Below are 22,417 nucleotides of genomic sequence, written 5' to 3'. Positions count from 1 at the left end.
ACGGCCCGCGCCAAACAGGCAGCGGGCAGCGTTAAAGCAGCGGTAGGTTTAAGTTGGGTATTGGGTAAGGGAGCAGAGAAAAGTACTCAGACGCGCTTGGCCTGACGAGACGAGGTCTGTGGGGGATGGTCGACAGGGGGTGCGGCGTCCTGGTCGGTACTTTCCGGCTCTGATGGCTCAGGCTTGCCCTGCTGGCTTTTGGCCTGCAGTTTGTCAGTCAGGGTCACCGGGGCATTGGCGTCCTGCCTGCCCGGCGGATGCTCGGGGGCATCGGGGTAAAACTCTTCGACCACATCGGCGGAGTCCTCGGCACTGTCTTCAAAGGCCCCATTGGCAAAGCCTGCCTTGGCGGCCTTATCGAGGGCTTTCTGATCAAACCCGGTGGAGTGATGAAACTCGTCCAGGCGCTGTGCTTCGGCCAGGGTCGCTTCCAGCGTCCAGCCCTCGCGCAGGGTGATATCCACGTAATAGATCGCCGTGCCTCGGCTCTGGCGGGTGGACTTGCCGCGTAGCCTGAGTTCCAGGGGCATACAGGCGAGTCGATTGCCCGAGATCGCTTTGAAGTAGGCGAGCCTTGCGGCCAGGGTGCGAATCGAGTTGAAGCCGGTGGTGCGAAAGATAAAGCTGCCTAACGGATCGTCATCGCCAATCAACACGTTCAGCCGCCCATAAGGCTTGCAGGCGCCGCCCTGGGCCAAGGGGCAGCCATCCGGGGAAGGACAGTCGAGAGAAACCATGCCATCCTGGGTACGCCGTTTGCACTGCTCGCCGTCGCCTACGCACAGCGGTCTGGCCGTTTGCCGATCAAACAGCGCGTACTCGGCGCGCAGGTTGAGGTCGGGGTCACTGAACAGCAGCCGAATGGGAATCGTCCTGAGCTTGCCCTCCTGGGCGCTGCGCAGCTGCTCATCGAGTGGGTGGCGTATCCAACCTTCCTTGGTCTGGAGCTGAGAGGTGATAGTAAATTGATCGTCTTTTTGCGGCAGACGCTTACCGTTATTTTCCACCATCTTTCCGATGGTAATCCGCCCCAGAATGGGCGGGGTAATCGCGAGTCCCTTGAGCATGGGAACCTCCTGACGACATCAATGGTGATTTAGAATCGCTGCCCCATAACGCACAACGCCCCAGGCGGCCGGAAAGCCGCGCTGAGGCGTTTGCTTGATTGAGGTAACCTTAGGGGGTGGGTTGGTACGGCAACCGCGCACAGCGGCGCTGTGTTGCGCGATTGACGATGGTTGTTGACGGCGACTAACGCACCACCAACCGCCGGGTACCGGGGTGGGCGTGCAGGTAGGCGGCGCACAAGGCCGGGTGTTCCTTTTGCAGCGTCTTGGTATCCAGCCGATTGACCGGCTTGGTCTGCTTCCAACTCAGCACGCCGCTGGGAAAGGTCGCCAGCGTCGCCGTGCCCATGGCCTGCTGTAGACGGTGCTTGAGCCGGGCTTCCTCCTTCTTGGCCTCGTCCAGGGTCTGGCGCACCCGTTGCAGGTCGACAAACGCCTGGCTGAGCCCGACGTCATGGCTGAAGTCCACCGTTTCACCATTGTCCTGGGGGAACAGCGCCCGCAGCGCCTTGTCGGCAGAGTCGCTGCCATCGGCGGACGGTGGGGTGTCGTTTTCAACAAACTCCCAGAACTTGGCTTCGAGTGCGATCAGCTGGTCGATCATCGCCTCGTCACGCTCGATGCGGTGGATCTGCAGCTCGTGGCCGCCCAGCAGCACGGCCACGTCAGCGGCCTGTTGGCCGGTCACCGCCAACTGGTGCATGACCTGTAGCTGCACGTACTCGGGCACCCCCTCCTTCCACAGCTTGGCCCCGTAGATCCCGGCGGTCTTGCACTCCAGGATTTGCACTTCGTCATTGCCGACAATCTCGCGATCCAGGTTGGCCAACATCCAAGGGTGTTCCACATGCTGCAGGATGGCGTTGACCCGCTGCACCCGGTGGCCGGTGTGCTGGGCGTAGTGATCCGCCACAATGGGTTCGAGGACCTGGCCCCAATGCAAGGGGCTGGTCAACTGTTCGTCTCGGCTGGGTTCCTTGATATCGACCTGCCGTCCGGTCTTGTCCATCCACAGTTCTAGCTGAGATTTATACGGATGCAGCCCCACAGCCGCCGCCGCGTCACTACTGCCAATCCCGCTTTGGCGAATGGAGAGCCACGCTTGACGATCCAGGGCGCGGGTATCCACCAAGCGCCGCGCTTGCTCCCGGTAGCGACGTTGAGGCGGTGTAGGACGCTGGCTGCGCGTCTCACGTTTAGGCAGGGGGATACCGCTTTGTTCGGTGGCTTTCAGCACCGACGATGAGGAAGCAGGCGCAGCCGGTGAGTCTATCTGTTCAGCCTGTGCAACCGGCATCACGACCGATAACCGATGTTGTTCAGCTGGCACCGTATCAAGAGACACTGGGTAGGCGTTGCTGTGCGTGGTGTGGCTCATGGTGTTTCTCCTAGAGAAAAGGTTTTTATATCGAACACGGCATAACGGCCCGCTCCCTCAAAGGCAGCGGGCGAGTCGTCGTGATTTGTCATGTTGGAAAGGAAAAGGATCATGGCGGTCTTCACACCGCCGTTGTGACAGGCTTACTCGATTGACGGGCGAAAGGTGTGTTGGCAGTCAGCGCAGGCAAGGTTATCCAGCACTTTCTGATCAAGCTCGGTGCCCAGCTTGGCACCGGCCACCCCGAAAGTTGTACCCCCCACTAGCCCGCCGAAGACGGCCCCGGCCAGACTGGTCACGGTCATCACCATCGGCCCGGCCGCAAGGCCAATAAGTGCCCCGGCCTTGGCGCCTGATAACGCTCCGGCAGCGCCGATAGCGGTACCGCAACCGGAACCGGTCGCCGCACCAAACTTGCGCCCCACCTGGCGCGCAGTGACGTGATGCGAGCCGCAGCGCGGGCATTGCATCGACATAAGGGTTTTCCTCCAGTAGCGATGAAAAGGAGATCAGCGATGGCATCCGCTGACAGCTTCATGGAGGTAGTGTGTGGCTGAGATTTTTTTGAATCGACTTCCCCACCAGAACAACGTGGCCATCAAGGCCCGTCTTCCCCAGCCATACGTCAGCCACGGCAAAAGGTGGGGTTTTACGGCCTGCGACGGCCACTACCGAGGAAAACGGACAGGACGATGTAATTGTTTACCCCCTTCCCGAATAGGATGCAGCGAGCCGTGACGTCATCCCGTCACGGTGTCTTGTTTGGGTTGCCCAACGGAATTTTCTAATAACGTGTCTTTTGAGACGTTGATAGGGTTTTGCTGGGAATTGGGAAGCAACGCATAGACGTCACCGGGAGAGCAGATAAGCGTTTATGACGGGGGAGTAATATAGGAATTTAACGAGGGTGTCTTAAGGTCTTTATGAGCACTGATGGGCTCACTTGTGATAGCCCATTCAAGGGACTCACTATCCTCCAAGACGTCGGCCACCATAGCCCACGACTCATACCGTCCACTCCTTCGACAATGCATTACTCAACACACGCAACCTAGGCAATCAGGCGTCTTCAACACGCCGGATGGCAAGTACGTTGTTCTTTTTGGTTGCTAGGCGATTCTTAATATCGCCATGTCGGCTTCCCATACGCCACAAGATCACCGCTGCGGATTGTTCATCCAACCTATCCGCGAGGTGTAACCCCATGTTTGATCATCGACCACTGCGTCATTTCTTAAACGACAAGCTGCGCCTGTACTACGACGATACCTACTACGGCTACAGCGTGCAGGTCGAGGACGGCCCCTTGATTGAGAACTACCTGGAAAGTTCTCTGTTGATGCTCAACACGGCAACGAACATCAACTACAACACCTTTGCCTTTCGGATCGAGCTGCGCTTCCCCAAGGTCATGCCTCGTCTCCCCATGCACGACGACAACCAGGTACTCGCCCGTTTCCTGCGTTTCCTACGCTACGAACTGAAGACCGCCAAGACCAAGTACACCACTCAGCTCCGCTATATCTGGGCGCGGGAGCAAGACACCAGCATCAAACCGCACTACCACCTGATGATTCTGCTCAACAAGAATGCCTTCGACAGCCTAGGGGTCTTTGCCTCCGATGAGTACGACATGTACTCACGCGATAACCTTTACCACCGCATGATGCGAGCTTGGTTAAAGGCGATGGGCTATGACCATGACGATCCGCGCTTTCAGCAGCTGGTGAACGTCAGCAAGAACAAGATTACGGGAGAATACTGGACGGGCATCCTGCATCGCGACGATTGGTTCAGCATGGACGAGGCGATGTACATGGCGAGCTACCTGTGCAAGGCCTACACCAAGCCGATTGGTCAGGGTATGCATGTCTTTGACGCCAGTCGTGTCTAATCCTATGTGCAAGGGGTCCGTCAAGGGCGGACCCTGTCGTGCTGACAAGATGGATCACTCTCATTCCTCAATCTCCTTACAGGAGTCCTGCCATGATGCACAGGCCAACGTGTCCAACAGTCCCAACATCCCCTTGGGCAACGTCGCTGGGGGCTCATGCCCACCCTCCACCTCACACCATGCCCTACACCTCCCAGCCTGCAGAACCTCCCTTCCACGATCCGCTCAGCGAGCATCGTCTGGCCATGCTGGAACGCAAGGAGCCTACCCGGCGACTGGTGCGTGACGTGATTGCCATTCGTCGCCTACGCAAGCTCAGCCAGGCGGCACTGGCCGATGAACTGGGAGTCAGCAAGCGGACGTGGCAGGAGTGGGAACAGGGCCGTCGCCTGCCCTCAGGCGTGGGGCGTGCCCTGCTGGAACGCTGGGCTAGTGAGCAGGCGGAATGGTCGGGGGATTCGGGCGATTAGTGGCGCTAAGTCATTGTTTCTTTGTTTTTGGGAATTTATCTCAGACAAACAAGTGACAAGATCTTTTTAGCGTTTATGAGAAAATAATTTTCCATTCTGATAAACTCTTTGGCTCCCGGTTGTTCCCCGATCACGACACTGCCGAGCCACTGCCATGACCTTGCCTCCCGACGATCCCGCCTCTGCCAAGGGCGCTCCCACAGCCAATCGCTCGATAGCGATGGCCTGCTCGTTTAATCGTCGTGAAGACACGGGTAAGAAGGAGTGGATACTTCCCTCCCATGATCCCGTGAAGCTGTTGCCAGATATCGACAAGGCCATCCTGGCGATCCCGCAGCGCCCCTTGCAGGATCGTCTACTGGAAGATGACTTTGTGGCGGTGCCGCTGACACCGGCCCAACTGAAACATCACCGACGTTGGCGAGTGAAGGAGCGCAGTCGGTTGCACCAATATCGCCTTCATCTGGAAACCTTGATGCAGCTGAATGATGGGCGCTATCATCTCAGCTTGTATGCGCGGGCGTTTCTCCATCATCTCCAATGGTGCTGCCAGGAACCTTATGAACGTCGTGACCTGGCCCTACCCGAACCCCTGGCACGTCAGGTCAGTCAACGTTTTCAGGCATCGCTCGAATCGTTGACCCAGGAGCTCACCTCTCCCGCTTTTAAACGTCGCGTCAAGGAGTCGGAGACCCTTGCCAAGTCACGCGCTTCATCCCTGAGAACGTGGATGCGGGCGGCCTTCCGCCAAGCGCCGTACTTGCTCTGGGTACCGATACAGCTGGGTTATCGGAACCCTCACTACGCTGACCTGGCACAAACCCTGAAAGATCGCCAGACGTTTCTCAAGAACCGCCGGGGGAATCCGCTGTTCAACTATTTAGTGGGCTACGTGGGGAAGCTTCATTACTTCCCTGGTAAGGGGTTGGTACACGACATGATCTTCCTGTATGACGCTCGATACGTTCAGGAAGGTGCCTCGTTGCTGCAGGCGTTCGCTAAACGCTGGCACGATGCCACGCACTATCACGGCACAACCTGGACCGAAGGCGAGCTGCTACATCCTGAGGCTCCCAGGATCAATGGTGTGTGGTCCCTTGACACCGACGAAGACCGTCAACGCCTGAAGCAACTGATTCACTATCTAAGCCATTACGATACCTACCTGCACTACGACATGCCCTCGCACACACGAACCCTGGTGACGTCGCAACGTCCGGGCAAGAAACGCGCCACGAAGAAGAAGCCAGCCAGCGGATTGCTAGCGAAAAGGATACGTGAGTTGTCATCCTGACGGGGCAACCTCCCAGGACACTGAGCGCATCTGACGGATGTTCAGAGGATCGCTGGCCCTGGTCATACGGATGCTTTATTCTGTCGCGCATTGTCTTCCTATCGTCAGGCCAACTCATGTCCGACCCGATTACGCAGCATGAACAGCTCAAAAGCGAACAAGAACGCATCACTCGCGAGCTTGAAAAGCTCGAACAGGACGAGGCCTACAAAAAGGCCGTGATATTCAAGACAGACATCCAGGACGTCCTGGCCAAACACGGCAAGACCGAAGCCGAACTGTTACAGCTCTTCGGCCACTCTGCCCCAAAGAACACGCGCAAAACACCGCGTCAAAAAGGGGGTAAGTCACAGCCGTTAAAGCGCTACACCAATATTCATACAGGGGATGTCGTAGAGGCCCGGAGCCTCCGAAAACCTAAGCTACAGGAATGGAAAGAAGAATACGGTGAAGCCGAAGTGAAACGCTGGGCGGTGGTGATCGAAGACACCGCATCACCCTCCAAGACACCGTAACGCGCTTGCGTGTAACGTAAGCATGCGATAGCGCCCTGACCGGGCGATTGGACTACCCCATTACACAAAGGACGTTTCATGCGGCTTTCGCCCGACCTTCACGCCGATCTGCGCCTAACCCCCATCGACAATGCCGTCCTAGCATCAAAGGAACGCATCATTGATTTACTGGTCACGGACATCCAGCCCTTGGCCTCGCGGTTTCCGATTGTGATTTCAGCCTTGCCGCAACTGGACCTGTGCGCCCTGGTGACACCGTCCGATACCGAGAACCTGTTTGCCGAGCATACGCCCGTGGCGTGGCGGCACTATCCCCTGGTGTTGGCCTCGTTGTTGCGAGACGACCATCCTGGGCAGGCCTCGACCCCAGGCGTTCGCGAACTATCGCCCGCCGTGGTGGTGGCCACGGATGCTCCGCATTTTCAGCTGGACGTGGGGTTCAGGCTGTTTGAGAACGGCGAGCCTACCCCTTACCTGCAAGGGCTAATCAAGACGCTAGAGGCCTGTGCCCAGGACGAAGCGCGAACCCATGAGCTGGTGGCCTTGCTGCATCGAGCGGGGGTATTGGAAGAAGCAGAAGTGACGCACTTGGGGGAAGTCGTCGAGTGCTATCTGGTCAATGACAAAGCATTGAGCATCAATCTGGATAAGGCTGCTAAAGATAGCGATAACGTAGGGCAAGCGATCTCCCTGGCCCTGGCGATTGCCGACTCCCAGAAAGACTTGAAGGTGGAGCGCCGCACAGACTAATCGATAGAACGCTCAACGCGGCCCTGAGGCCGCGTTTATGTCATTACGCTAATCTACGCCTTAGTTAAGAAAGCTGCGCCTCCAGCGCCGCTGCCAAGTCGGTATAACCGCGCTTCTTGCCAAGCTCAAAGGTGACAGATGACATGCGCGATGCGAACTCACCCGCCAACGCTGACTTTTCGTCAACAACCATGGAATGGATAAAGAAGCGCAGCCACTTTAGATCCGCCTTTTCGGGTACCCCTTCCCAGTCAACGGCACGTGTCGACAGCGACTCCATGACACCCCATTCCTTACAGACAAAGCCGCACGCCTCGGCTGCAAGGAAGAACGCTTGGACACACTCCCGCTCGATCCAGTCGGCTTCTGCTCCAAACGCGGTATGCGTATCGTCCCACAACGCCTGGAGCTTTCGGCACGAATGGGCCATCAGCTTGACCTGGGCTTCTCGTAAGGGGGTGTTGTAGCTGACCAGGCTTACGTGGATCTTCAATGGATCTTCCTTAGGCGTGAACGGCGCGTAGCAGTAGGTGGCATAGAACGCCGCTCAGCGCGGCATTGGTCATCATGGACTATTAAATAATCGGCACGAAGGGTACGCAGCCGCCCAGCATGGCAGATATTAGCAACACTACGCTTACCTTAAGCATCGAAATCAAAGCTCAAATCCTCATCGTTATCAAAGAAGCTATCTAGGTTTTCGGGTGCGGTGACGTAGCCGGGGTTCAGCCTCGCCAAGCGGCCTAGCAGGTGCGTTTGGGGCAGGGAGAGATTCACCGCATAGGCAATGGGCAGCGCCTGGGCTTTTCTCAGGCTCAGGAACGTTTCGTCATACAGTTGGCTAAGCGCTTTCTCGTCGATCATGTGTAGGCCATTGATGGCAAGGCCCAGCTGGCTCTGTAAGGCTTCCGGCCAGGGGGTAATCACCTTGGCCTTGGCCAGCGCCTTGATGGCCTTCTGGGTGGCCTGGTGCTTGCGGTGGTGGATCTTGAGCGCCTCAACGCGGGTAGCCACGGCCTGGCGCATCTGGCCCTGCTCATCGAAGAAAGGTTCGCCGGCGCCATGTGGGTCTTCCAGGCCGGAATCACGGTCAAACGTGACCAAGCCCTTCTCCCCCACGGTCACGATCTCAAAGGGATAGGTGAAAAGCCACTCGGGGCGATAGTGACCCAGCCACTTGCCCCCCTTGATGAACAAATTATGCCCGGCCTCGATTCCGCAAACGCCCACTAAGCGCCATTCGCGACCCTCCTTGACCAGGGCAATGGGCATGGAGGCGGCGGCCTTGGCCAGCTCACCGGCATGTAGCGGGATTAGCGTTTGGCTAGCTGCAAAGCTCAAATCGAGGGGTGGATGCCAGGTCTTGCCCTGGCACTCCTTGGGGCTCAGTACGAGCGGGGTAGACATACAAGCTCCTTATCTGATTGCCGGAGATGCCCGTAACCCGGACACCACCGCCCAATTGCTATTGTACCGATCACCCACTAGGATGCGACGCCCCGCCACGGGGAAAACGGAGCCTGAAGGTTGGTGATTGTCGTATTGGTATTTCTATCTGGATTTGGTGGCTTTCTTCTCGGGAATCAGCACGGCCATTATCGTCGATTGTCACCGCTGCTGCCCTGGTACCTCGGAACGACTCTACCTCGCCCCATGACGATCGTAGGATGGTGCCATCAGCAGCTACAGCTGATCTGGCATCGCAAATCTCAGGCAGGGCCGCGCCGTGGTCGACCGCCGACACCTGACTATGTTGAAGACTGGATCCTGACACTGCATCGCAATAACCGTGGTTATTCCGCTCGCCGCGTAGCCGCCATATTGCGACATGACCTCAGGCATCCCATCGACAAGAATACCGTGATACGAATCCTCAAGAAGCACGGCCTGACGCCACATCCGCCCGGCACCAACACAAGCCGCCACCAAGATCCTGGCTGGCCAACCCTCTTTCATAACCATGCCGTCTGCAGCATGGACTTCAAAACCACAAAAGACGCACTTTGTCGCCAGGTGTTTATCCTGAACATCGTCGACCATAAACGCCGTCGGCTGATCTGGTCACGGGCGACCCATAACCCCACCAGCGCATGGGTAGCCCAGCAAATCCGCGAGGCATTCCCCTTTGACGAAGCAAGGGGACGCACCATGCTGATGGATCGGGACAGCATTTTCGCTCCCATTGCCGCTCATACCTTGCCAGGGTTCGGCATGCGTGTTCGGCGTACTGCCTATCGCTGCCCATGGCAAAATGCCGTAGTCGAGCGCTTCAACCGCACCCTGCAAGAAGAATTGCTCTCATCCATCCTGGTGCTGAACCTCCGGCAGCTTAACCGGCTGCTGAGCGAATATCGGACGTACTACAATACCGCCCGTCCCCACATGGCCAATGACGGCGAGCCACCTACGCCAATCGATCCGGTAGCCGCGAACGATAGTGACATTGGCCATAACCCAAGCCGCTGTCGCCTGGAAGCCATCCCATGGCTGGGAGGACTTCACCATAGCTATCGGTTGAGCGCTTGATTCGCTAGGCCGACACACCCGACCGTCCCACTTCCTACACTCATTGGCGAAAGCCAAGGCCAGCCCATACCCATAATTCTGAAACCTGCACCATGAGCGGCGAGCCTGAAGCCGTCCTGCGCATTGAGCATCCTGAAATATACGCCAAGCGTCTCATTCGAAACCCCATCAAAGCCCGCACCTGATCACTTTTTGACCAAAAAAGCGCTTGAGGAGTTTTTCACCACTACAGTTGACGTAAGGCATGTGCTTTTCTTCCCTACTAATGGATCATGACTTAACCCACCGGAAAATTAGTGCTTATCTTCAATACGCAGCTTAGCAATCTCGTCAACCGATAGCCCTGTCGCTTCGGCAATTTGCTCATCACTGAGCACACCGAACGCCAATAAATGGCGAACAGTTGCACGCTTTTCTTCCAAAGCACGCCGCTCTGCTTCCTGTCGTTCTTCCCGACGCCCCTCTTGACGTCCCTCTTGACGACCTCTCTCTTCCCACTGCTCAGGCCACTTCTTAATTCGTTCTGCCAGCATGTCATGTACCTCGTGCAAGTCTTGTAAATCCGTAAATTCAGGCAGCTCCATCTCAGGCGCCCGGCTAGGCAACAGCACGCGACGTATCCACACCACAAACGCCCGCCTTAGACCCGTTTGCTCAGGCGCCTTGAGCCACTCAACCAACGTACCGAGCACCGCCAGCATGTCTTGCTCGTCGCGGTTGTGCTCCAACCGAAAGAGCGCAGCAGCCACGTTTCGCATTTGATCCGACCACGCCGGATCATTGACGATAGCCCCTTCGTCGAGAAGCAAATACGCCATGTCTGGCCGATAGCGTTCAAGTCCTCCTGGTACCCGTTCGACTAGCTCCGCCACATTTTGTGCCGCTGTCCAGCGCTTCTCCCCATTGTAGAGCACAATCGGTAAGATCGGCGGCAGTTTTCCGCTGGGGGTGAAGGTTTCCTGGCGAATCAGATCCTGATACAGCAGCCCCTGATACGTCATGATCCGCACGGCCATGTGCTTGTCTTCGGAAGACTGGAACTCCAACAGCAGGTAGACGTAGAGCCAATCGTCGCCCCAGCGCACTCGCCAGATAATGTCATCCTCACGATCACGCAGATCCTCGGTGACGTAGGAGCCGCTAACCTTTTCCAGCGTCGAGAAATCAAGCTGCTCGACCCAGGCTTCTTTGACGAAGCCTGTCAGGAGATCTCTAACCATCTCGGGATGAGAGAATAGTAATTTGTAGCTATGGTCGTGGCGATTGTGGATTTTACTGGCCATGCGCGCTCCTATCTCAATATCCTTATTTTACCACAACAGTAGTCGAGCAGCAGGGTTTGCAGACAGCGATGAACTTCATCGGGACTGCCGAGTTTATTGCCCTTACTAAGCCGTTTCTGCGCGATCATCTTGGCCAGGTGTAACAGCTGGGCGTCAGTCACGTCGCCATTAACGCGGTAGGTGCCGGGGGTTTCCCCGGCGATCAGTTGGGGGTTCGTGAGTAGCGAGGCGTTGAGTCGTGCGTTCATGGTATCTCCTGGAGGCGATTCTGTAGAAAAATCCGTAGAAAAACTCCCCTCGATTTATGCCGCCAAATCAACGCCTTTGAGCTCAGCGAAGCGCTCGGTGAGCTTCCATAACGCGCGGTTTAAGCGCACGTCTTCGGTTACGCTGTTGATGGCTCGGGTACGGGTGGCCCGACCGGACTGAGAGCGACCGCGTAAGCCGCCCTTGAAGAGGTTTTCCTGGGTGCGGTTGAACACGCTCCACAGCGAGCCGTTGGCGTCCTCGGTGCGACGGGCTTCGAGGATGTCCCCCGGCTGCACGGGGCTGGCCTGCTGCCAGTCGTCGCCGTAGCGCAGCGACAGGGCGGCCTCGGCGAACAGCTGGGCCTCGCCCTGGCTGACCAGGGTGGAGCGAAACGCTTCGACGCCTTCGGCAATGCGGGGCACTTGATGGCTGAGTTGAATCGAGCCTTCCAGGATCTCGTCGACGATGTGGCGGCCGTGACGCACGCGGATGCCGCCCACGTCGCCTACCGGGGTGACCATGCCGTTGAGGCACACCAGCCGGAACAGCCCCAGATCCAGCTGGAAGGCGGCGGTGCGCCATCGCTTGCTGCAGACGGTGCTTGAGCTTGGCCTCCTCCTTCTTGGCGTCGTCCAGGGTCTGCCGGACCCGTTGCAGGTCGACAAACGTCTGGCTGAGCGTCACGTCGTGGCTAAAGTCCACCGTTTCACCGTCATCCTGGGGAAACAGCGTCCGTAGCGCTTTGTCCGCCGAGTCCGAGCCATCGGCAGGCGGTGGGGTGTCGTTTTCAACAAACTCCCAGAACTGGCGTTCCAGGGCAATCAACTGCGCAATCATCGCCTCGTCACGCTCGATGCGATGGATCTGCAGCTCATGGCCGCCCAACAGCACGGCCACATCGGCGGCCTGCTGCCCGGTCACGGCGAGCTGGTGCATCACCTGCAACTGCACGTACTCGGGCACGCCCTCCTTCCACAGCCGCGCCCCGTAGATCCCGGCGGTCTTGCACTCCAGAATCTGCACGGCGTCATTGCCCACCACCTCGCGATCCAGATTGGCGAGCATCCAGGGATGCGCGACGTGTTGCAGGATGGCGTTGACGCGCTGCACCCGGTAACCGGTGTGCTGGGCGTAATGGTCGGCTACCAACGGTTCCAGCACCTGCCCCCAGTGCAGCGGGCTGGTGAGGAGCACACCTCGGCTAGGCTCCTTGTCATCGCATTGGCGTCCGGTCTTCTCCATCCACAGCTCGAGCTGGGACTTGTAGGGATGCAGCCCCACCGCAGCGGCAGCATCACTGCTGCCAATGCCACTCTGACGAATCGACAGCCACGCCTGACGATCCAGGGCGCGGGTGTCCACCAGACGCCGTGCCTGATCGCGGTAACGGCGTGGTGGCGGTGTGGGACGCCGGGAGCGCGTTTCACGCGGGGGTAACGGCATACCGCTCTGCTCGATGGCGTCGAGAACGGATGACGTGGTGTGGGAGTTGGATGGCAGGGCATCGTTGCCAGCCTGTTCAAACGGAATCATCACCGATCTTTTGTCCTGGTGCGCAGGTTCCGGTGAAGTCGTTGTTGGGGTCGCGTAGGTTTGGGCGTTGTGGCTCATGGGAACTCTCCTGATGAATAGAACGAACACGGCATAACGGCCCGCCACCGGCAGGCAGCGGGCAAAGCCGTCATGAGGGATCGTGGGTTGAGTGGGGAGCGAGTGACGCTCATTGCGAGGTGTCGCGTATCGACATACCACATCGTATGATGTACTATGTACACCATAACAATGCTCTGACTGAGAGATACCCCGACGTGAGTCATGCCATTGAATTCATTGAAACACCGACCTTCACCCGGCAGATCCAGAGCATGGCGACCGATGATGAGCTGAAGGAACTTCAGCGTATCCTCATCGCCCAACCAGATAAGGGCGACCTGATTCAAGGCACGGGGGGATTGCGGAAAATCCGCATGGCCCTGGGACACCAGGGCAAGCAAGGCGGGGCTCGGGTCATCTATTTCCTGGCGACCGCCGAGGTGATTTATCTGATAGTGGCCTATCCCAAGAGCGTGAAGGACAGTCTGACGCCTGCCGAAAAGGCCGCACTGAAAACACTGACCCACCAGTTGAAGGGGGAGGTTTCCGAATGAGCATTTTTGACGAACTCCAGACATCGCTGCAGGAAGCCGTCGACATCAAGCAGGGCAAAGCCCAGGCTAGCCGTGTCACTCGCCACGAAGTCGCTGATGTCAGGGCCATCCGTACCAAGCTGCACGTGTCTCAGGCTGAATTTGCCGACGCCATGGGAACCAGCATCGATACCATCAAAAGCTGGGAGACCAAACGCCGTAACCCCACCGGCCTGGCCGCCAAGGTACTGGCGACGATTCAAGACAACCCCGCCTTCTTCAGCGAGCTAGCGTCTCACTAACGACGTAACCCCGGACATGGTAGCGGGGCCTACTCGACGTGGGGACGAAAGGCGTGACCACACTGACGGCACTCGACGTTATCCAGCACCTTGCTATCCAGCTCCTCGCCCAAGCGGGCACCGGCGATGCCGCCTGCGGTGCCGCCGACCAGTCCGCCAAAGACGGCCCCGGCCAAGCTGCCGATGGTGGCCCCCAGGGGACCGCCCACGGCACCCACCAGGGCGCCGGCCTTGGCCCCTGACAAAGCCCCGGCAGCACCTGACGCAGTACCGGCGGCGGCCCCGGTAGCGCCGCCTATCTTGCGCCCGACGTTGCGGGTGATGACGTGATGCGAGCCGCAGCTCGGACAGTGAACCGACATGCTTCTACCTCCTGTCGTGGGATGGGATCCCCCTCTAGGATGCGACGCCCTTACACGGGAGGAAATGGAGCCTGAATGTTGGTCATAGTCGTATTGGTATTTCTATCTGGATTTGGTGGCTTTCTTCTCGGGAATCAGCACGGCCATTATCGTCGACTGTCACCGCTGCTGCCCTGGTACCTCGGAACGACTCTACCTCGCCCCGTGACGATCGTAGGATGGTGCCATCGGCAGTTACGGCTGATCTGGCACCGCAAGTCTCTGGCAGGGCCGCGCAGTGGTCGCCCGCCAACACTGGACTATGTCGAAGACTGGATCCTGACACTGCATCGCAATAACCGTGGTTATTCCGCTCGCCGCATAGCCGCCATCTTGCGACATGACCTCAAGCATCCCATCGACAAGAATACCGTGGCACGTATCCTCAAGAAACACGGCCTGACGCCACACCCGCCCGACACCACGACAAGCCGCCACCAAGATCCTGACTGGCGAACCCTCTTTCATAACCATGCTTTCTACAGCATGGACTTCAAGACCACTCTGGACGCGCTTTGTCGCCAGGTGTTTATCCTGAACATCGTTGACCACAAACGACGACGGCTGGTCTGGTCACGAGCGACCCATAACCCCACCAGCGCCTGGGTGGCTCAGCAGATCCGCGAGGCATTCCCGTTTGACGAGGCTAGAGGCGGTATCATGCTGATGGATCGGGACAGCATCTTTGCACACATCGCCGCTCATACCTTGCCGAGTTTCGGTATGCGTGTTCGGCGCACTGCCTATCGCTGCCCATGGCAAAACGCCGTGGTCGAGCGCTTCAACCGCACCCTGAAAGAAGAATTACTCTCATCCATCGTGGTGCTGAACCTCCGGCAGCTTAACCGGCTGCTGAGCGAATATCGGACGTACTACAATACCGCCCGCCCTCACATGGCCAATGACGGCGAGCCACCTATGCCCATCGATCCGGTAGCCGCGAACGATAGTGACATTGGCCATAACCCAAGCCGCTGTCGCCTGGAAGCCATCCCATGGCTGGGAGGACTTCACCATAGCTATCGGTTGAGCGCTTGATCCGCTAGGCCAACACACCCAATCGTCCCACTTCCTGCACTCATTGGCGAAAGCCAAGGCCAGCCCATACCCGTAATTCTGCAAGCTACACCGTGAACGCTGGACCTGAAGCCGTCCTGCACATTGAACATCCCGAAATATACACCAAGCGGCCCAACCAAAGCCGCATGATAGCCTTGATCTGATCACGGTTTAACCAAAAAAGCGCTCAAGGAATTTTTCACCACTACAACCTGATTCAATAGGCAAATAACAAAAAACCGCTGCCAAATGTTCGACAGCGGCATTTTTCTGGCCGAAATGCCCATTCTCACGAGTCAAAATCAAACGTTAGCTCATCATCATCCCCACCATCGAGCACGCTATCCAGGTTTTCCGGTACTTCTTTGGTCGCGTGCTGGGCATGGAACTTAGCGCGCTCGCTTAACTGGCTAAGCTGGCTCATCGAAAACATCTGGGCGTGAGCCAGTGCCATCGGGCCACCGCGTAACTGGGCATACGCCTCCCCTTCCAGGGCATTTAAGGCTTTTTCATCGACACGAAACAAGCCATTTACGCTGATCGGCGCTTGGCCTTCGCCGCGCTCAAGTTTCAAAGGCCATTGCTCAATCACACCGGCTTCTGCCAAGGCGTTGACCGAGCGCTGCGTCAGCTCACGGTTCTGCTCGCACTGGTTGAGAAATTCCACCGTGCGCTGAACGGTCGGTGCCAAGTTGCCCGCTTTATCAAACAGCGGCTCGCCCTGCTCTTCGCTCAGGTGCGCTTGATCCACACACAAGGCTTTTTGCCCCTCCTCGGTATTGGCGAGGGTAAAGGGATAACCGCGTAGCGAGGCGGGAACATAGCTGCCCAGCCAGCGCCCATCGCTATGCAGGTAGAGGTTGTTTTGCCCATCCAGGCTCAATAAGGCAACCGCTTGATAGCCGGCTTCCTGCTGGATAAAGCCCAGCGCGTAGTGCGGCACCACTTTGGGTAATTCCGCCAATAGCACCGGTGCCACCGCTTGATTCACAGCAAAGCGATAGCCTTGGCGGGGAAGGTAGAAATGGTCGGCGTGTTGAGTGCGTGAAAGTGCGATCCACTGAGGCATAAACCCTCCGCTTTTGAATAAAAAAGCCCCGACAAGGTCAGGGCAAAATACGTTGTCAAACACGGTCTTGCTAGGAGAAAAAACCCCCAGCCGAGGCCGGGGGTTTTAGTGCTTTTACCTATCGAGAACAGGCATCCTTCTCAGGGAGAGGGAGAGGGATTAGGCGATGAAGTCGAAGTTAGCAACGTCCAAAGTGCCAACATCGCTGATACCTGCAAGTTTAGCTACATTAGTTGCGGTCAATTCGCCGGTAGCGAAAGTTTCACTATCAGCAGCACCATCACCGCCGACAACAACTTTGGCAATATAAGTGTCGGTACCGTCATCGTAAGCTGCGTAGAAGAAGTCATTAACAGCCCAAGCTTGGTTGACAGTAAGCGCCAAACCGCCGCCGACCTCCAATGCTGTTTCGAGAGCGTCAGTGCTTGCAATGTTTGCCGTCAAATTAGCAATCAGGACCTGAGAGTTTGCAGTTGCAGCTGCACCCAAGTCAGTGGCACCGGTAATGGTTGTGAAGGCGACAGCTTCAGAGCCATCGGTAGCCACAGAAGCAGCGTCATCCAAGAATACCAAGTCCAGTGAACCTCCTTCTGCTGCAGAGATATCCAGAGCTACTTGATCACCCCCAGAACCGGCTGAGAAGCTGGCAACTGTGTCAGTGGTTGCATCCGAATCAATGACAACGGTGTCAGCCCCAGCACCCAGAGCAATGTAATCGTTGCCAGCACCACCAGTGATAGTGTTACCCGCAGCATTACCGACAATGTAGTCAGCTCCAGCAGAACCCGTCACATTCAGGATGCCGGACAGGCTATCAACTTCGCTGATGTTAGTAGTCTTATCTGCTGCATAACCGAGGTTAGCAGTGCCAGAAGCAACTTCAGTAGCGGAGCCACCAAGGTAGTTACCAGTCTGTGCCTGAATAGAGGCTTCAGAGACAGCAGTAGTACCCAAGTTAACGATAACACCAGCAACCTTTTCGCTGCCAGTACCAGCACTAGCACTAGCACCCTGGATATTCGCGGAAGCATCCAGAGTATCAGAACCAGCGCCAGCTGCGATGGTGTCAGAACCAAAGTCGAACAGGATAGTATCGTCGGAAGAAGTACCAGTGATGGTGTCATTACCCTTACCACCGGTCAGCGTAACCATCGCAGTATCGACGGTAACATTGGAAGCGTCGATGGTATCAGCAGAATCGGTACCGACAATTTTCAAGTTGTCAGCAGTTGCGTTACCTTTCAGCGTAAACGCTTGATTGTTGAACTGAGCCGCAGAAATCTGGATGCTGCCAGAAGTCAAGGCGCTGATATCAATAGTCTCAAAACCGCTGAAGTTAAAGTTTGTGTTGTCAACAAACATGGCACGTTCAGCTGTCATATTATTATTATCGTGGTCCCAAGTGCCATTAGTGTCTGAAATGACCAGGGTATCTGAGGCCCCATCGCCTGCTACGACGATTGCATCAGAGTTTACGTTATCGCTGATGGTTACCGTATCATTACCGGCACCGGTAACTACAACAATAGCGTTATCTTCTGCGATTTTAATCTTGTCATCACCAGCGCCTGTAGAAATTGAAGAAGCTTCTTTGGCGTTATCTACGGTGATATCGTTATTACCCGCCCCTGCATCAACAGTGAACTTTGTCGTAGCACCATTGGCGTCATTAAGTACCATTGTGTCGGCACCCGCACCAGAAGTAATGGTAGCGGTGGTAGCAGAGGTCAAGTTGAGCTTGCCGGTCAGAGCCGAGGCGTTTACCTCTTTGGCAACCACAGTACCCAGTACCACGTCTTTGGTACCAGCGATGTTCAAAGTAGCTGTGGAGGCCAGAGTAGTACCGGTAGCCGTGAATTTACCAGTGGTTGCATCCAGGTTAACAGTCTTGAAGTTTGTAGCGGCATCGAAGGCTGCAACAGAGATATCGATGGTTGCACCAGATGCGTTGGTATCATCGCCAGTGGAGACGTTTACCGTGGCGTCAGTTGTTTTACCATCAAGGAAGATGTCAGTCTGATCAGCAGCGATCTCAAGGTTCGCACCAGACGCCAGCGTCAAAGTGTCTGTAGAGGTAGTAGCAAGATCAACGGAAGCCTTAATTTTGTCAGCAGCTACTTTTGACAAATCTTCCGCACCGCCAACAGCACCGTTCAGATCAACAACAGTAGTGGCTGAAGAAGAATCAGTTACCGTAACGCCGTCAAAGTCCGCAGCGGAATCCTTGATGGTTACGTCCTGGTCACCGGCAAAAGTGTAGGAGGTAGCAGTACCAGTGACGTTATAAGTAACAGCCTCGCCATTACCAGAAAGAGTCAGGTTCTCTACTTGCGCCCCGCCTTGATTAGTAACGAGATCAACATACTTGCCTGCAGCACTTACTGTGGCTGCATCGTTAGAGCCGGTAGAGCCACCTAGACGAATCTGGACACTATCAGTGGATGTGCCGCTACCTGCTGTAATAGTAGCTCCAGAGTCATCTATCTTTAAGACATCAATATCAGCACTTGCTTTCTGCGCGTCGATAGTTGCGCCGCCTTCAGCACCGTTTACGGTAACCGCACCTGCGTTAGCTGCATTGATGGCAACAGAGCCTGTGAAACCAGCGGCAGTGGTTACGGAAGTTGCTTTAGCTGCATCAACAGAAATAGCTTTGGCATCTTCTGCAGCATTACCTAACGCAGTAAAGTTTACGGTAGATGCAGCATTATCTGCAGCCAGGGATGCAGCACCAGTGATGGCAATTGCACCTGTAGCTGTTGAGGCATCCACTTCAGCGCCTGCTTTAGTTGCCTGCACCAGGGTAACGTCTTTAGTGCCTTCACCAGCGACGAGCTTGGCAACCTTGGAAGCGTCCAGGCCGGTTACATCAACATCTTTATCACCAGCGATAGTAGAACCGCCAACGACCACATCGCCACCAGTAACGGTCAGCACCTCAACGCCGCTCATAGAGCTAGCGGTGATTTGCGGATTGGTACCGTTAGTTACAGAGGTAGTAATGTTAACATTTTCTACATTAACAACCTTTGGTGTAGCATTTCCAGTAAGCGCTAGGTTATATGTATCGTTGTCTGCGGTAGATGCGTCTACAACCTGATCCTGGTTGTCATAAGCAGCTGCACTGCCTTCAAAGGTGTCGCTACCACTTGTGCCGATTAACGTTTCGCCAGTAACATCTGCAGTGAGACTGAAGGCTTCGCCAACCTTGCCAGAAGCAACAGCGTCGCTGACGTAGCCTGCCGTTACTTCAGTTTCTTCAGTAACAGCGGTCAGCAGTGCTTTCGGGTCTTGCAGCTCTGCGTAGGCAGCATTGGTTCCCACTTGGGCAACCAGCTCTGCTGAGAAAGCCACTTTGTTGTCAACAGTAGCTTTGTCAGAGTTTTGCGCACCGTTCACGATGGCAAAGGTCAGGTCGGTAGCAGAGAATTCGCTAGCTGCCCAGAACGCAACTTCTTCAGCCACGGCTTCGCGATTGAACGCGGACTGATAGATAGCAGCGATAGTTTGTTCGCGGTTCAGATCACCATACAGTGCTTGGTTCTCTTCGTTTTCCGGTGCACCGAACGCTGCGGAAACAGCTGTCCAGTCGCCATTCTGTTCAAGCTGGTCTACCCAGTACTGCAGACCGTCAGGGTCAGCAGGACGCTGGTAGTAAGCGATGTACATTTGGTGTACCAGCTGTTGGAGTGCTGTTAATTCCATTTGTGTTTCCTCTAGAGTTAGTGCGTCACGCTACATGGAAAGCAGCAGACTGCGAAAAGCAAACTACCGCAAATAAGCTTCAGATTCCATACACCGGGCAATCAAAAGATTCGGGGGGGTCACTTTCATGCCCAAAGCATCCCGAAGCTATCCACCTGGCATATATCATCACCGTCTTTCATTACTGTCAAGGCAGCAGTGTGCCCAGAGAACACATTAAAGCAGGGCTGAGGCTTATCCCCTTTTAAGCCTACTTTTTTATGCTGATGGTAATGATAGCGCTGCCTCATAGTGTATTACAGTGAATAGGGGCCATATTAGTCTAATTAGGCCGTTTTGTTCACTCTTTTTTCAACATCCAGGCAATCGTTTCTGCCATAGGAGTAGGCGCCCAGCCGGGCAGCAGGTGCGTTAGCCGGGTATTGTCGCCATAGAGCACTTTTACATCGTTGGCTCTTACAAACGCAGGGTTAACGACAATTTGGGGTGTATGGCCCGTTTGTTCTACGCATAGGTTAAAAATGCTTTGCAGGGTGTGGCTGGTACCGCTGCAAAGGTTAACCACTTGGTTAACTGCATCGTTTTCCAGTAGCCCTTGGTAAGCACTTACTATCGCGCGTACATCACTAAAATCACGTGCTACGTTTATATTACCCAACTCAATGGTGTCGGCTCGCCGCCGAAAGTGTTCTACTATCTTCGGCACTAGGTAGCGCTCTTCCTGACCTACCCCAGTGTAGTTGAAGGGCCGGGTAATCAGCAGGGGAAGTTTGTCGGCCCATAGCCATGCCATGTGCTCCATCGCTACTTTGCTCACCGCGTAGTCGTTGGCGGGGTTTAACATTGCGTGCTCTGAAAGCTGCCCCTCATACTGGTTGCCGTATACGTTGGCGCTGCTGGCAAGAATGACCTTTCGCGGCTGGGTGGCACCTTCGGCCAGCGCTTCAAGCAGGTGGCGTGTGCCTATCACGTTGGTGCGATAGAACGCATCGGCATTGCCGCTACCCACAAAGGCAGAGGCCGCCAGATGCACCACATAGTCGGGCCGTGCCTGGCTAACCACATGGCGCACCTGCTCGGCGTTGGTCAGGTCCATCTCATATAGCTGAGCCACCGCTGGTGCGCCTGCACCGCTGGGCGGTACCCGGGTGGAGGTGCCCAGCACGCAGTAGCCCGCTTGATGAAGCAACGCGGCCAAATAACGCCCGGTGAACCCTTGGCTGCCGGTAATCAGCACACGCTTGGCTGGCTTGGTAGTGTGGGGGGCGTTGGCGGTCATTTAAAATGAAAACCCTTGTTGGTTTCGGCGTAGGTCGGCTTCTACCATCATGCGGCAAAGCTCTTCTAGGCTGGTGGTGGGCTCCCAACCAAGCACGTCGCGGGCATGGGCTGGGTCGCCAATGAGTAGTTCAACTTCTGCTGGGCGGTAGAATTTGGGGTTAACCACTACAACGGCTTTGCCGGTGGCTCGGTCGATGCCTTGTTCGTTCTCTTCGCTGCCTTGCCATTCCAGTTCGATATCCAGGGCTTTGGCGGCCAGGGTGACGAAGTCGCGCACGGTTTCGGTGCGGTTGGTGGCCAGTACGAAGGTGTCGGGCTTGTCGGCTTGTAACATGCGCCACATGCCTTCTACGTAGTCTTTCGCGTAGCCCCAATCGCGCTTGGCATCCATGTTGCCCAGCTCTAGGCGCTCTTGCTTGCCTAGCTTAATTTTCGCTAGGGTGTCGGTAATTTTACGGGTCACGAACTCTTGGCCGCGCAGGGGCGATTCGTGGTTAAACAGAATGCCGCTGGTGGCGAAGATGTCGTAGGATTCGCGGTAGTTGATGGTCATCCAGTGGGCGTAGAGCTTGGCCACACCGTAGGGGCTGCGGGGGTAGAACGGGGTGGTTTCCGTTTGCGGAATCGCTTGCACTTTACCAAACATTTCCGAGGTGGAAGCTTGGTAGAAGCGAATGGCGGGGTTGACGATGCGGATGGCTTCCAGCAGGTTTACCGGGCCTAGGCCGGTGATCTCGGCGGTGGTGATCGGCTGGTCGAAGGAGACGCCCACAAAGCTCTGTGCGGCGAGGTTGTAGACCTCGGTGGCCTGGGTGCTTTGCAGCAAGCGAATGCTGGAGGAGAGATCGGTCAGGTCGTACTCTACCAAATGCAGGTTGGGGTGTTGTTCAATGCCGAGTTCGTTAATCCGCCAGAAGTTGACCGAGCTGGTGCGGCGGTAGGTGCCGTATACCGTGTAGCCTTTCTCTAGCAGCAATTGTGCGAGGTAAGCGCCGTCCTGGCCTGTAATACCGGTAATAATTGCGTTCATAACGTTTCCTAGTGTGTC

At 56.3% G+C, this 22,417-nt stretch carries 22 protein-coding genes and 1 pseudogene; 9 read left to right on the top strand and 14 right to left on the bottom strand.

Annotated features, from left to right (window positions below):
* Window positions 1-86: 86 nt before the first annotated feature.
* The 3 genes from AC13CY_RS01980 to AC13CY_RS01970 all read right to left on the bottom strand — a co-directional run bounded on the left by AC13CY_RS01980 (window position 87) and on the right by AC13CY_RS01970 (window position 2,921).
* Complete coding sequence (locus tag AC13CY_RS01980) at window positions 87-1,067, bottom strand: recombination directionality factor (RefSeq protein ID WP_483052235.1); 981 nt, start codon at window positions 1,065-1,067, stop codon at window positions 87-89.
* Window positions 1,068-1,251: 184 nt separating this feature from the next.
* Window positions 1,252-2,445, bottom strand: a complete 1,194-nt coding sequence (locus AC13CY_RS01975; protein ID WP_232068254.1) for a YqaJ viral recombinase family nuclease — start codon at window positions 2,443-2,445, stop codon at window positions 1,252-1,254.
* 143 nt (window positions 2,446-2,588) lie between these two features.
* Window positions 2,589-2,921, bottom strand: a complete 333-nt coding sequence (locus AC13CY_RS01970) for a hypothetical protein (protein WP_172514682.1) — start codon at window positions 2,919-2,921, stop codon at window positions 2,589-2,591.
* A 728-nt stretch (window positions 2,922-3,649) separates the two neighbouring features.
* Here AC13CY_RS01970 and AC13CY_RS01965 point away from each other — a divergent pair.
* From AC13CY_RS01965 to AC13CY_RS01945, 5 genes are all read left to right on the top strand, one after another.
* Complete coding sequence (locus tag AC13CY_RS01965; RefSeq protein WP_172514683.1) at window positions 3,650-4,339, top strand: YagK/YfjJ domain-containing protein; 690 nt, start codon at window positions 3,650-3,652, stop codon at window positions 4,337-4,339.
* Between the two features lie 92 nt (window positions 4,340-4,431).
* Window positions 4,432-4,809, top strand: coding sequence for a helix-turn-helix domain-containing protein (locus tag AC13CY_RS01960; protein ID WP_232068255.1), 378 nt, complete (start codon window positions 4,432-4,434; stop codon window positions 4,807-4,809).
* 154 nt (window positions 4,810-4,963) lie between these two features.
* Window positions 4,964-6,103 (top strand): hypothetical protein, encoded by a 1,140-nt coding sequence (locus AC13CY_RS01955; protein WP_288101760.1) that lies wholly within the window; start codon window positions 4,964-4,966, stop codon window positions 6,101-6,103.
* 116 nt (window positions 6,104-6,219) lie between these two features.
* Window positions 6,220-6,618: a hypothetical protein gene (locus tag AC13CY_RS01950; RefSeq protein WP_172514686.1), complete on the top strand. Its 399-nt coding sequence runs from the start codon at window positions 6,220-6,222 to the stop codon at window positions 6,616-6,618.
* 78 nt (window positions 6,619-6,696) lie between these two features.
* Complete coding sequence (locus AC13CY_RS01945) at window positions 6,697-7,368, top strand: SapC family protein (RefSeq protein ID WP_172514687.1); 672 nt, start codon at window positions 6,697-6,699, stop codon at window positions 7,366-7,368.
* A 64-nt stretch (window positions 7,369-7,432) separates the two neighbouring features.
* Here the strand turns inward: AC13CY_RS01945 and AC13CY_RS01940 are convergent, their stop codons facing one another.
* A complete protein-coding gene (locus AC13CY_RS01940; RefSeq protein ID WP_172514688.1) occupies window positions 7,433-7,861 on the bottom strand; it encodes a hypothetical protein in 429 nt (142 codons plus the stop codon).
* Between the two features lie 149 nt (window positions 7,862-8,010).
* Window positions 8,011-8,775, bottom strand: coding sequence for a SapC family protein (locus tag AC13CY_RS01935; protein WP_172514689.1), 765 nt, complete (start codon window positions 8,773-8,775; stop codon window positions 8,011-8,013).
* Between the two features lie 246 nt (window positions 8,776-9,021).
* Between AC13CY_RS01935 and AC13CY_RS01930 the strand changes: the two genes are divergently transcribed.
* Window positions 9,022-9,894, top strand: coding sequence for an integrase core domain-containing protein (locus tag AC13CY_RS01930; protein ID WP_288101761.1), 873 nt, complete (start codon window positions 9,022-9,024; stop codon window positions 9,892-9,894).
* Window positions 9,895-10,187: 293 nt separating this feature from the next.
* Here AC13CY_RS01930 and AC13CY_RS01925 read toward each other — a convergent pair whose 3' ends face one another.
* From AC13CY_RS01925 to AC13CY_RS01910, 4 genes and pseudogenes are all read right to left on the bottom strand, one after another.
* Complete coding sequence (locus tag AC13CY_RS01925; RefSeq protein ID WP_172514691.1) at window positions 10,188-11,177, bottom strand: Rpn family recombination-promoting nuclease/putative transposase; 990 nt, start codon at window positions 11,175-11,177, stop codon at window positions 10,188-10,190.
* Between the two features lie 8 nt (window positions 11,178-11,185).
* Entirely contained in the window at window positions 11,186-11,425 is a 240-nt protein-coding gene (locus AC13CY_RS01920; protein ID WP_172514692.1) for a hypothetical protein, read from the bottom strand.
* A gap of 54 nt (window positions 11,426-11,479) precedes the next feature.
* Complete coding sequence (locus AC13CY_RS01915; protein ID WP_348665360.1) at window positions 11,480-11,947, bottom strand: DUF932 domain-containing protein; 468 nt, start codon at window positions 11,945-11,947, stop codon at window positions 11,480-11,482.
* A 415-nt stretch (window positions 11,948-12,362) separates the two neighbouring features.
* Window positions 12,363-12,869, bottom strand: a pseudogene (locus AC13CY_RS01910) (YqaJ viral recombinase family nuclease); the annotation flags it as partial.
* Between the two features lie 365 nt (window positions 12,870-13,234).
* Here AC13CY_RS01910 and AC13CY_RS01905 point away from each other — a divergent pair.
* Together AC13CY_RS01905 and nadS are read left to right on the top strand one after the other, a co-directional pair.
* Window positions 13,235-13,573, top strand: coding sequence for a type II toxin-antitoxin system RelE/ParE family toxin (locus AC13CY_RS01905; protein ID WP_172514693.1), 339 nt, complete (start codon window positions 13,235-13,237; stop codon window positions 13,571-13,573).
* Complete coding sequence (gene nadS, locus AC13CY_RS01900; protein ID WP_172514694.1) at window positions 13,570-13,854, top strand: NadS family protein; 285 nt, start codon at window positions 13,570-13,572, stop codon at window positions 13,852-13,854. Before AC13CY_RS01905 ends, nadS begins: the two co-directional genes overlap by 4 nt.
* Before the next feature lie 29 nt (window positions 13,855-13,883).
* On the opposite strand, the gene AC13CY_RS01895 is transcribed toward nadS, so the two are convergent.
* On the bottom strand, window positions 13,884-14,216 hold the full coding sequence (locus tag AC13CY_RS01895; protein WP_289109557.1) for a hypothetical protein: 333 nt from the start codon (window positions 14,214-14,216) through the stop codon (window positions 13,884-13,886).
* A 75-nt stretch (window positions 14,217-14,291) separates the two neighbouring features.
* Here AC13CY_RS01895 and AC13CY_RS01890 point away from each other — a divergent pair, with 75 nt between their 5' ends.
* A complete protein-coding gene (locus AC13CY_RS01890) occupies window positions 14,292-15,293 on the top strand; it encodes an integrase core domain-containing protein (protein ID WP_483052234.1) in 1,002 nt (333 codons plus the stop codon).
* Window positions 15,294-15,603: 310 nt separating this feature from the next.
* On the opposite strand, the gene AC13CY_RS01885 is transcribed toward AC13CY_RS01890, so the two are convergent.
* From AC13CY_RS01885 to gmd, 4 genes are all read right to left on the bottom strand, one after another.
* Window positions 15,604-16,383 carry a SapC family protein gene (locus AC13CY_RS01885; protein ID WP_483052233.1) on the bottom strand — a complete coding sequence of 260 codons (780 nt, stop codon included), beginning with the start codon at window positions 16,381-16,383 and terminating at the stop codon, window positions 15,604-15,606.
* A gap of 159 nt (window positions 16,384-16,542) precedes the next feature.
* Window positions 16,543-20,088 carry a beta strand repeat-containing protein gene (locus AC13CY_RS01880; protein ID WP_483052232.1) on the bottom strand — a complete coding sequence of 1,182 codons (3,546 nt, stop codon included), beginning with the start codon at window positions 20,086-20,088 and terminating at the stop codon, window positions 16,543-16,545.
* A gap of 340 nt (window positions 20,089-20,428) precedes the next feature.
* On the bottom strand, window positions 20,429-21,367 hold the full coding sequence (locus AC13CY_RS01875) for a GDP-mannose 4,6-dehydratase (protein WP_253504031.1): 939 nt from the start codon (window positions 21,365-21,367) through the stop codon (window positions 20,429-20,431).
* Window positions 21,368-22,399, bottom strand: a complete 1,032-nt coding sequence (gene gmd / locus AC13CY_RS01870; protein WP_253504026.1) for a GDP-mannose 4,6-dehydratase — start codon at window positions 22,397-22,399, stop codon at window positions 21,368-21,370.
* Window positions 22,400-22,417: the final 18 nt, after the last annotated feature.

The sequence above is a fragment of the Vreelandella sp. L-15 genome (genome assembly GCF_056857635.1).
The sequence above is the reverse complement of the archived record's forward strand: the minus strand, read 5'-3'. Positions and strand labels throughout refer to the sequence as shown.

Coding starts and splice junctions, on each gene's coding strand:
- AC13CY_RS01980 (WP_483052235.1), bottom strand. CDS start 1,067: ATGCTCAAGGGACTCGCGATTACCCCGCCCATTCTGGGGCGGATTACC.
- AC13CY_RS01975 (WP_232068254.1), bottom strand. CDS start 2,445: ATGAGCCACACCACGCACAGCAACGCCTACCCAGTGTCTCTTGATACG.
- AC13CY_RS01970 (WP_172514682.1), bottom strand. CDS start 2,921: ATGTCGATGCAATGCCCGCGCTGCGGCTCGCATCACGTCACTGCGCGC.
- AC13CY_RS01965 (WP_172514683.1), top strand. CDS start 3,650: ATGTTTGATCATCGACCACTGCGTCATTTCTTAAACGACAAGCTGCGC.
- AC13CY_RS01960 (WP_232068255.1), top strand. CDS start 4,432: ATGATGCACAGGCCAACGTGTCCAACAGTCCCAACATCCCCTTGGGCA.
- AC13CY_RS01955 (WP_288101760.1), top strand. CDS start 4,964: ATGACCTTGCCTCCCGACGATCCCGCCTCTGCCAAGGGCGCTCCCACA.
- AC13CY_RS01950 (WP_172514686.1), top strand. CDS start 6,220: ATGTCCGACCCGATTACGCAGCATGAACAGCTCAAAAGCGAACAAGAA.
- AC13CY_RS01945 (WP_172514687.1), top strand. CDS start 6,697: ATGCGGCTTTCGCCCGACCTTCACGCCGATCTGCGCCTAACCCCCATC.
- AC13CY_RS01935 (WP_172514689.1), bottom strand. CDS start 8,775: ATGTCTACCCCGCTCGTACTGAGCCCCAAGGAGTGCCAGGGCAAGACC.
- AC13CY_RS01930 (WP_288101761.1), top strand. CDS start 9,022: ATGACGATCGTAGGATGGTGCCATCAGCAGCTACAGCTGATCTGGCAT.
- AC13CY_RS01925 (WP_172514691.1), bottom strand. CDS start 11,177: ATGGCCAGTAAAATCCACAATCGCCACGACCATAGCTACAAATTACTA.
- AC13CY_RS01920 (WP_172514692.1), bottom strand. CDS start 11,425: ATGAACGCACGACTCAACGCCTCGCTACTCACGAACCCCCAACTGATC.
- AC13CY_RS01915 (WP_348665360.1), bottom strand. CDS start 11,947: ATGGTCACCCCGGTAGGCGACGTGGGCGGCATCCGCGTGCGTCACGGC.
- nadS (WP_172514694.1), top strand. CDS start 13,570: ATGAGCATTTTTGACGAACTCCAGACATCGCTGCAGGAAGCCGTCGAC.
- AC13CY_RS01895 (WP_289109557.1), bottom strand. CDS start 14,216: ATGTCGGTTCACTGTCCGAGCTGCGGCTCGCATCACGTCATCACCCGC.
- AC13CY_RS01890 (WP_483052234.1), top strand. CDS start 14,292: ATGTTGGTCATAGTCGTATTGGTATTTCTATCTGGATTTGGTGGCTTT.
- AC13CY_RS01885 (WP_483052233.1), bottom strand. CDS start 16,383: ATGCCTCAGTGGATCGCACTTTCACGCACTCAACACGCCGACCATTTC.
- AC13CY_RS01880 (WP_483052232.1), bottom strand. CDS start 20,088: ATGGAATTAACAGCACTCCAACAGCTGGTACACCAAATGTACATCGCT.
- AC13CY_RS01875 (WP_253504031.1), bottom strand. CDS start 21,367: ATGACCGCCAACGCCCCCCACACTACCAAGCCAGCCAAGCGTGTGCTG.
- gmd (WP_253504026.1), bottom strand. CDS start 22,399: ATGAACGCAATTATTACCGGTATTACAGGCCAGGACGGCGCTTACCTC.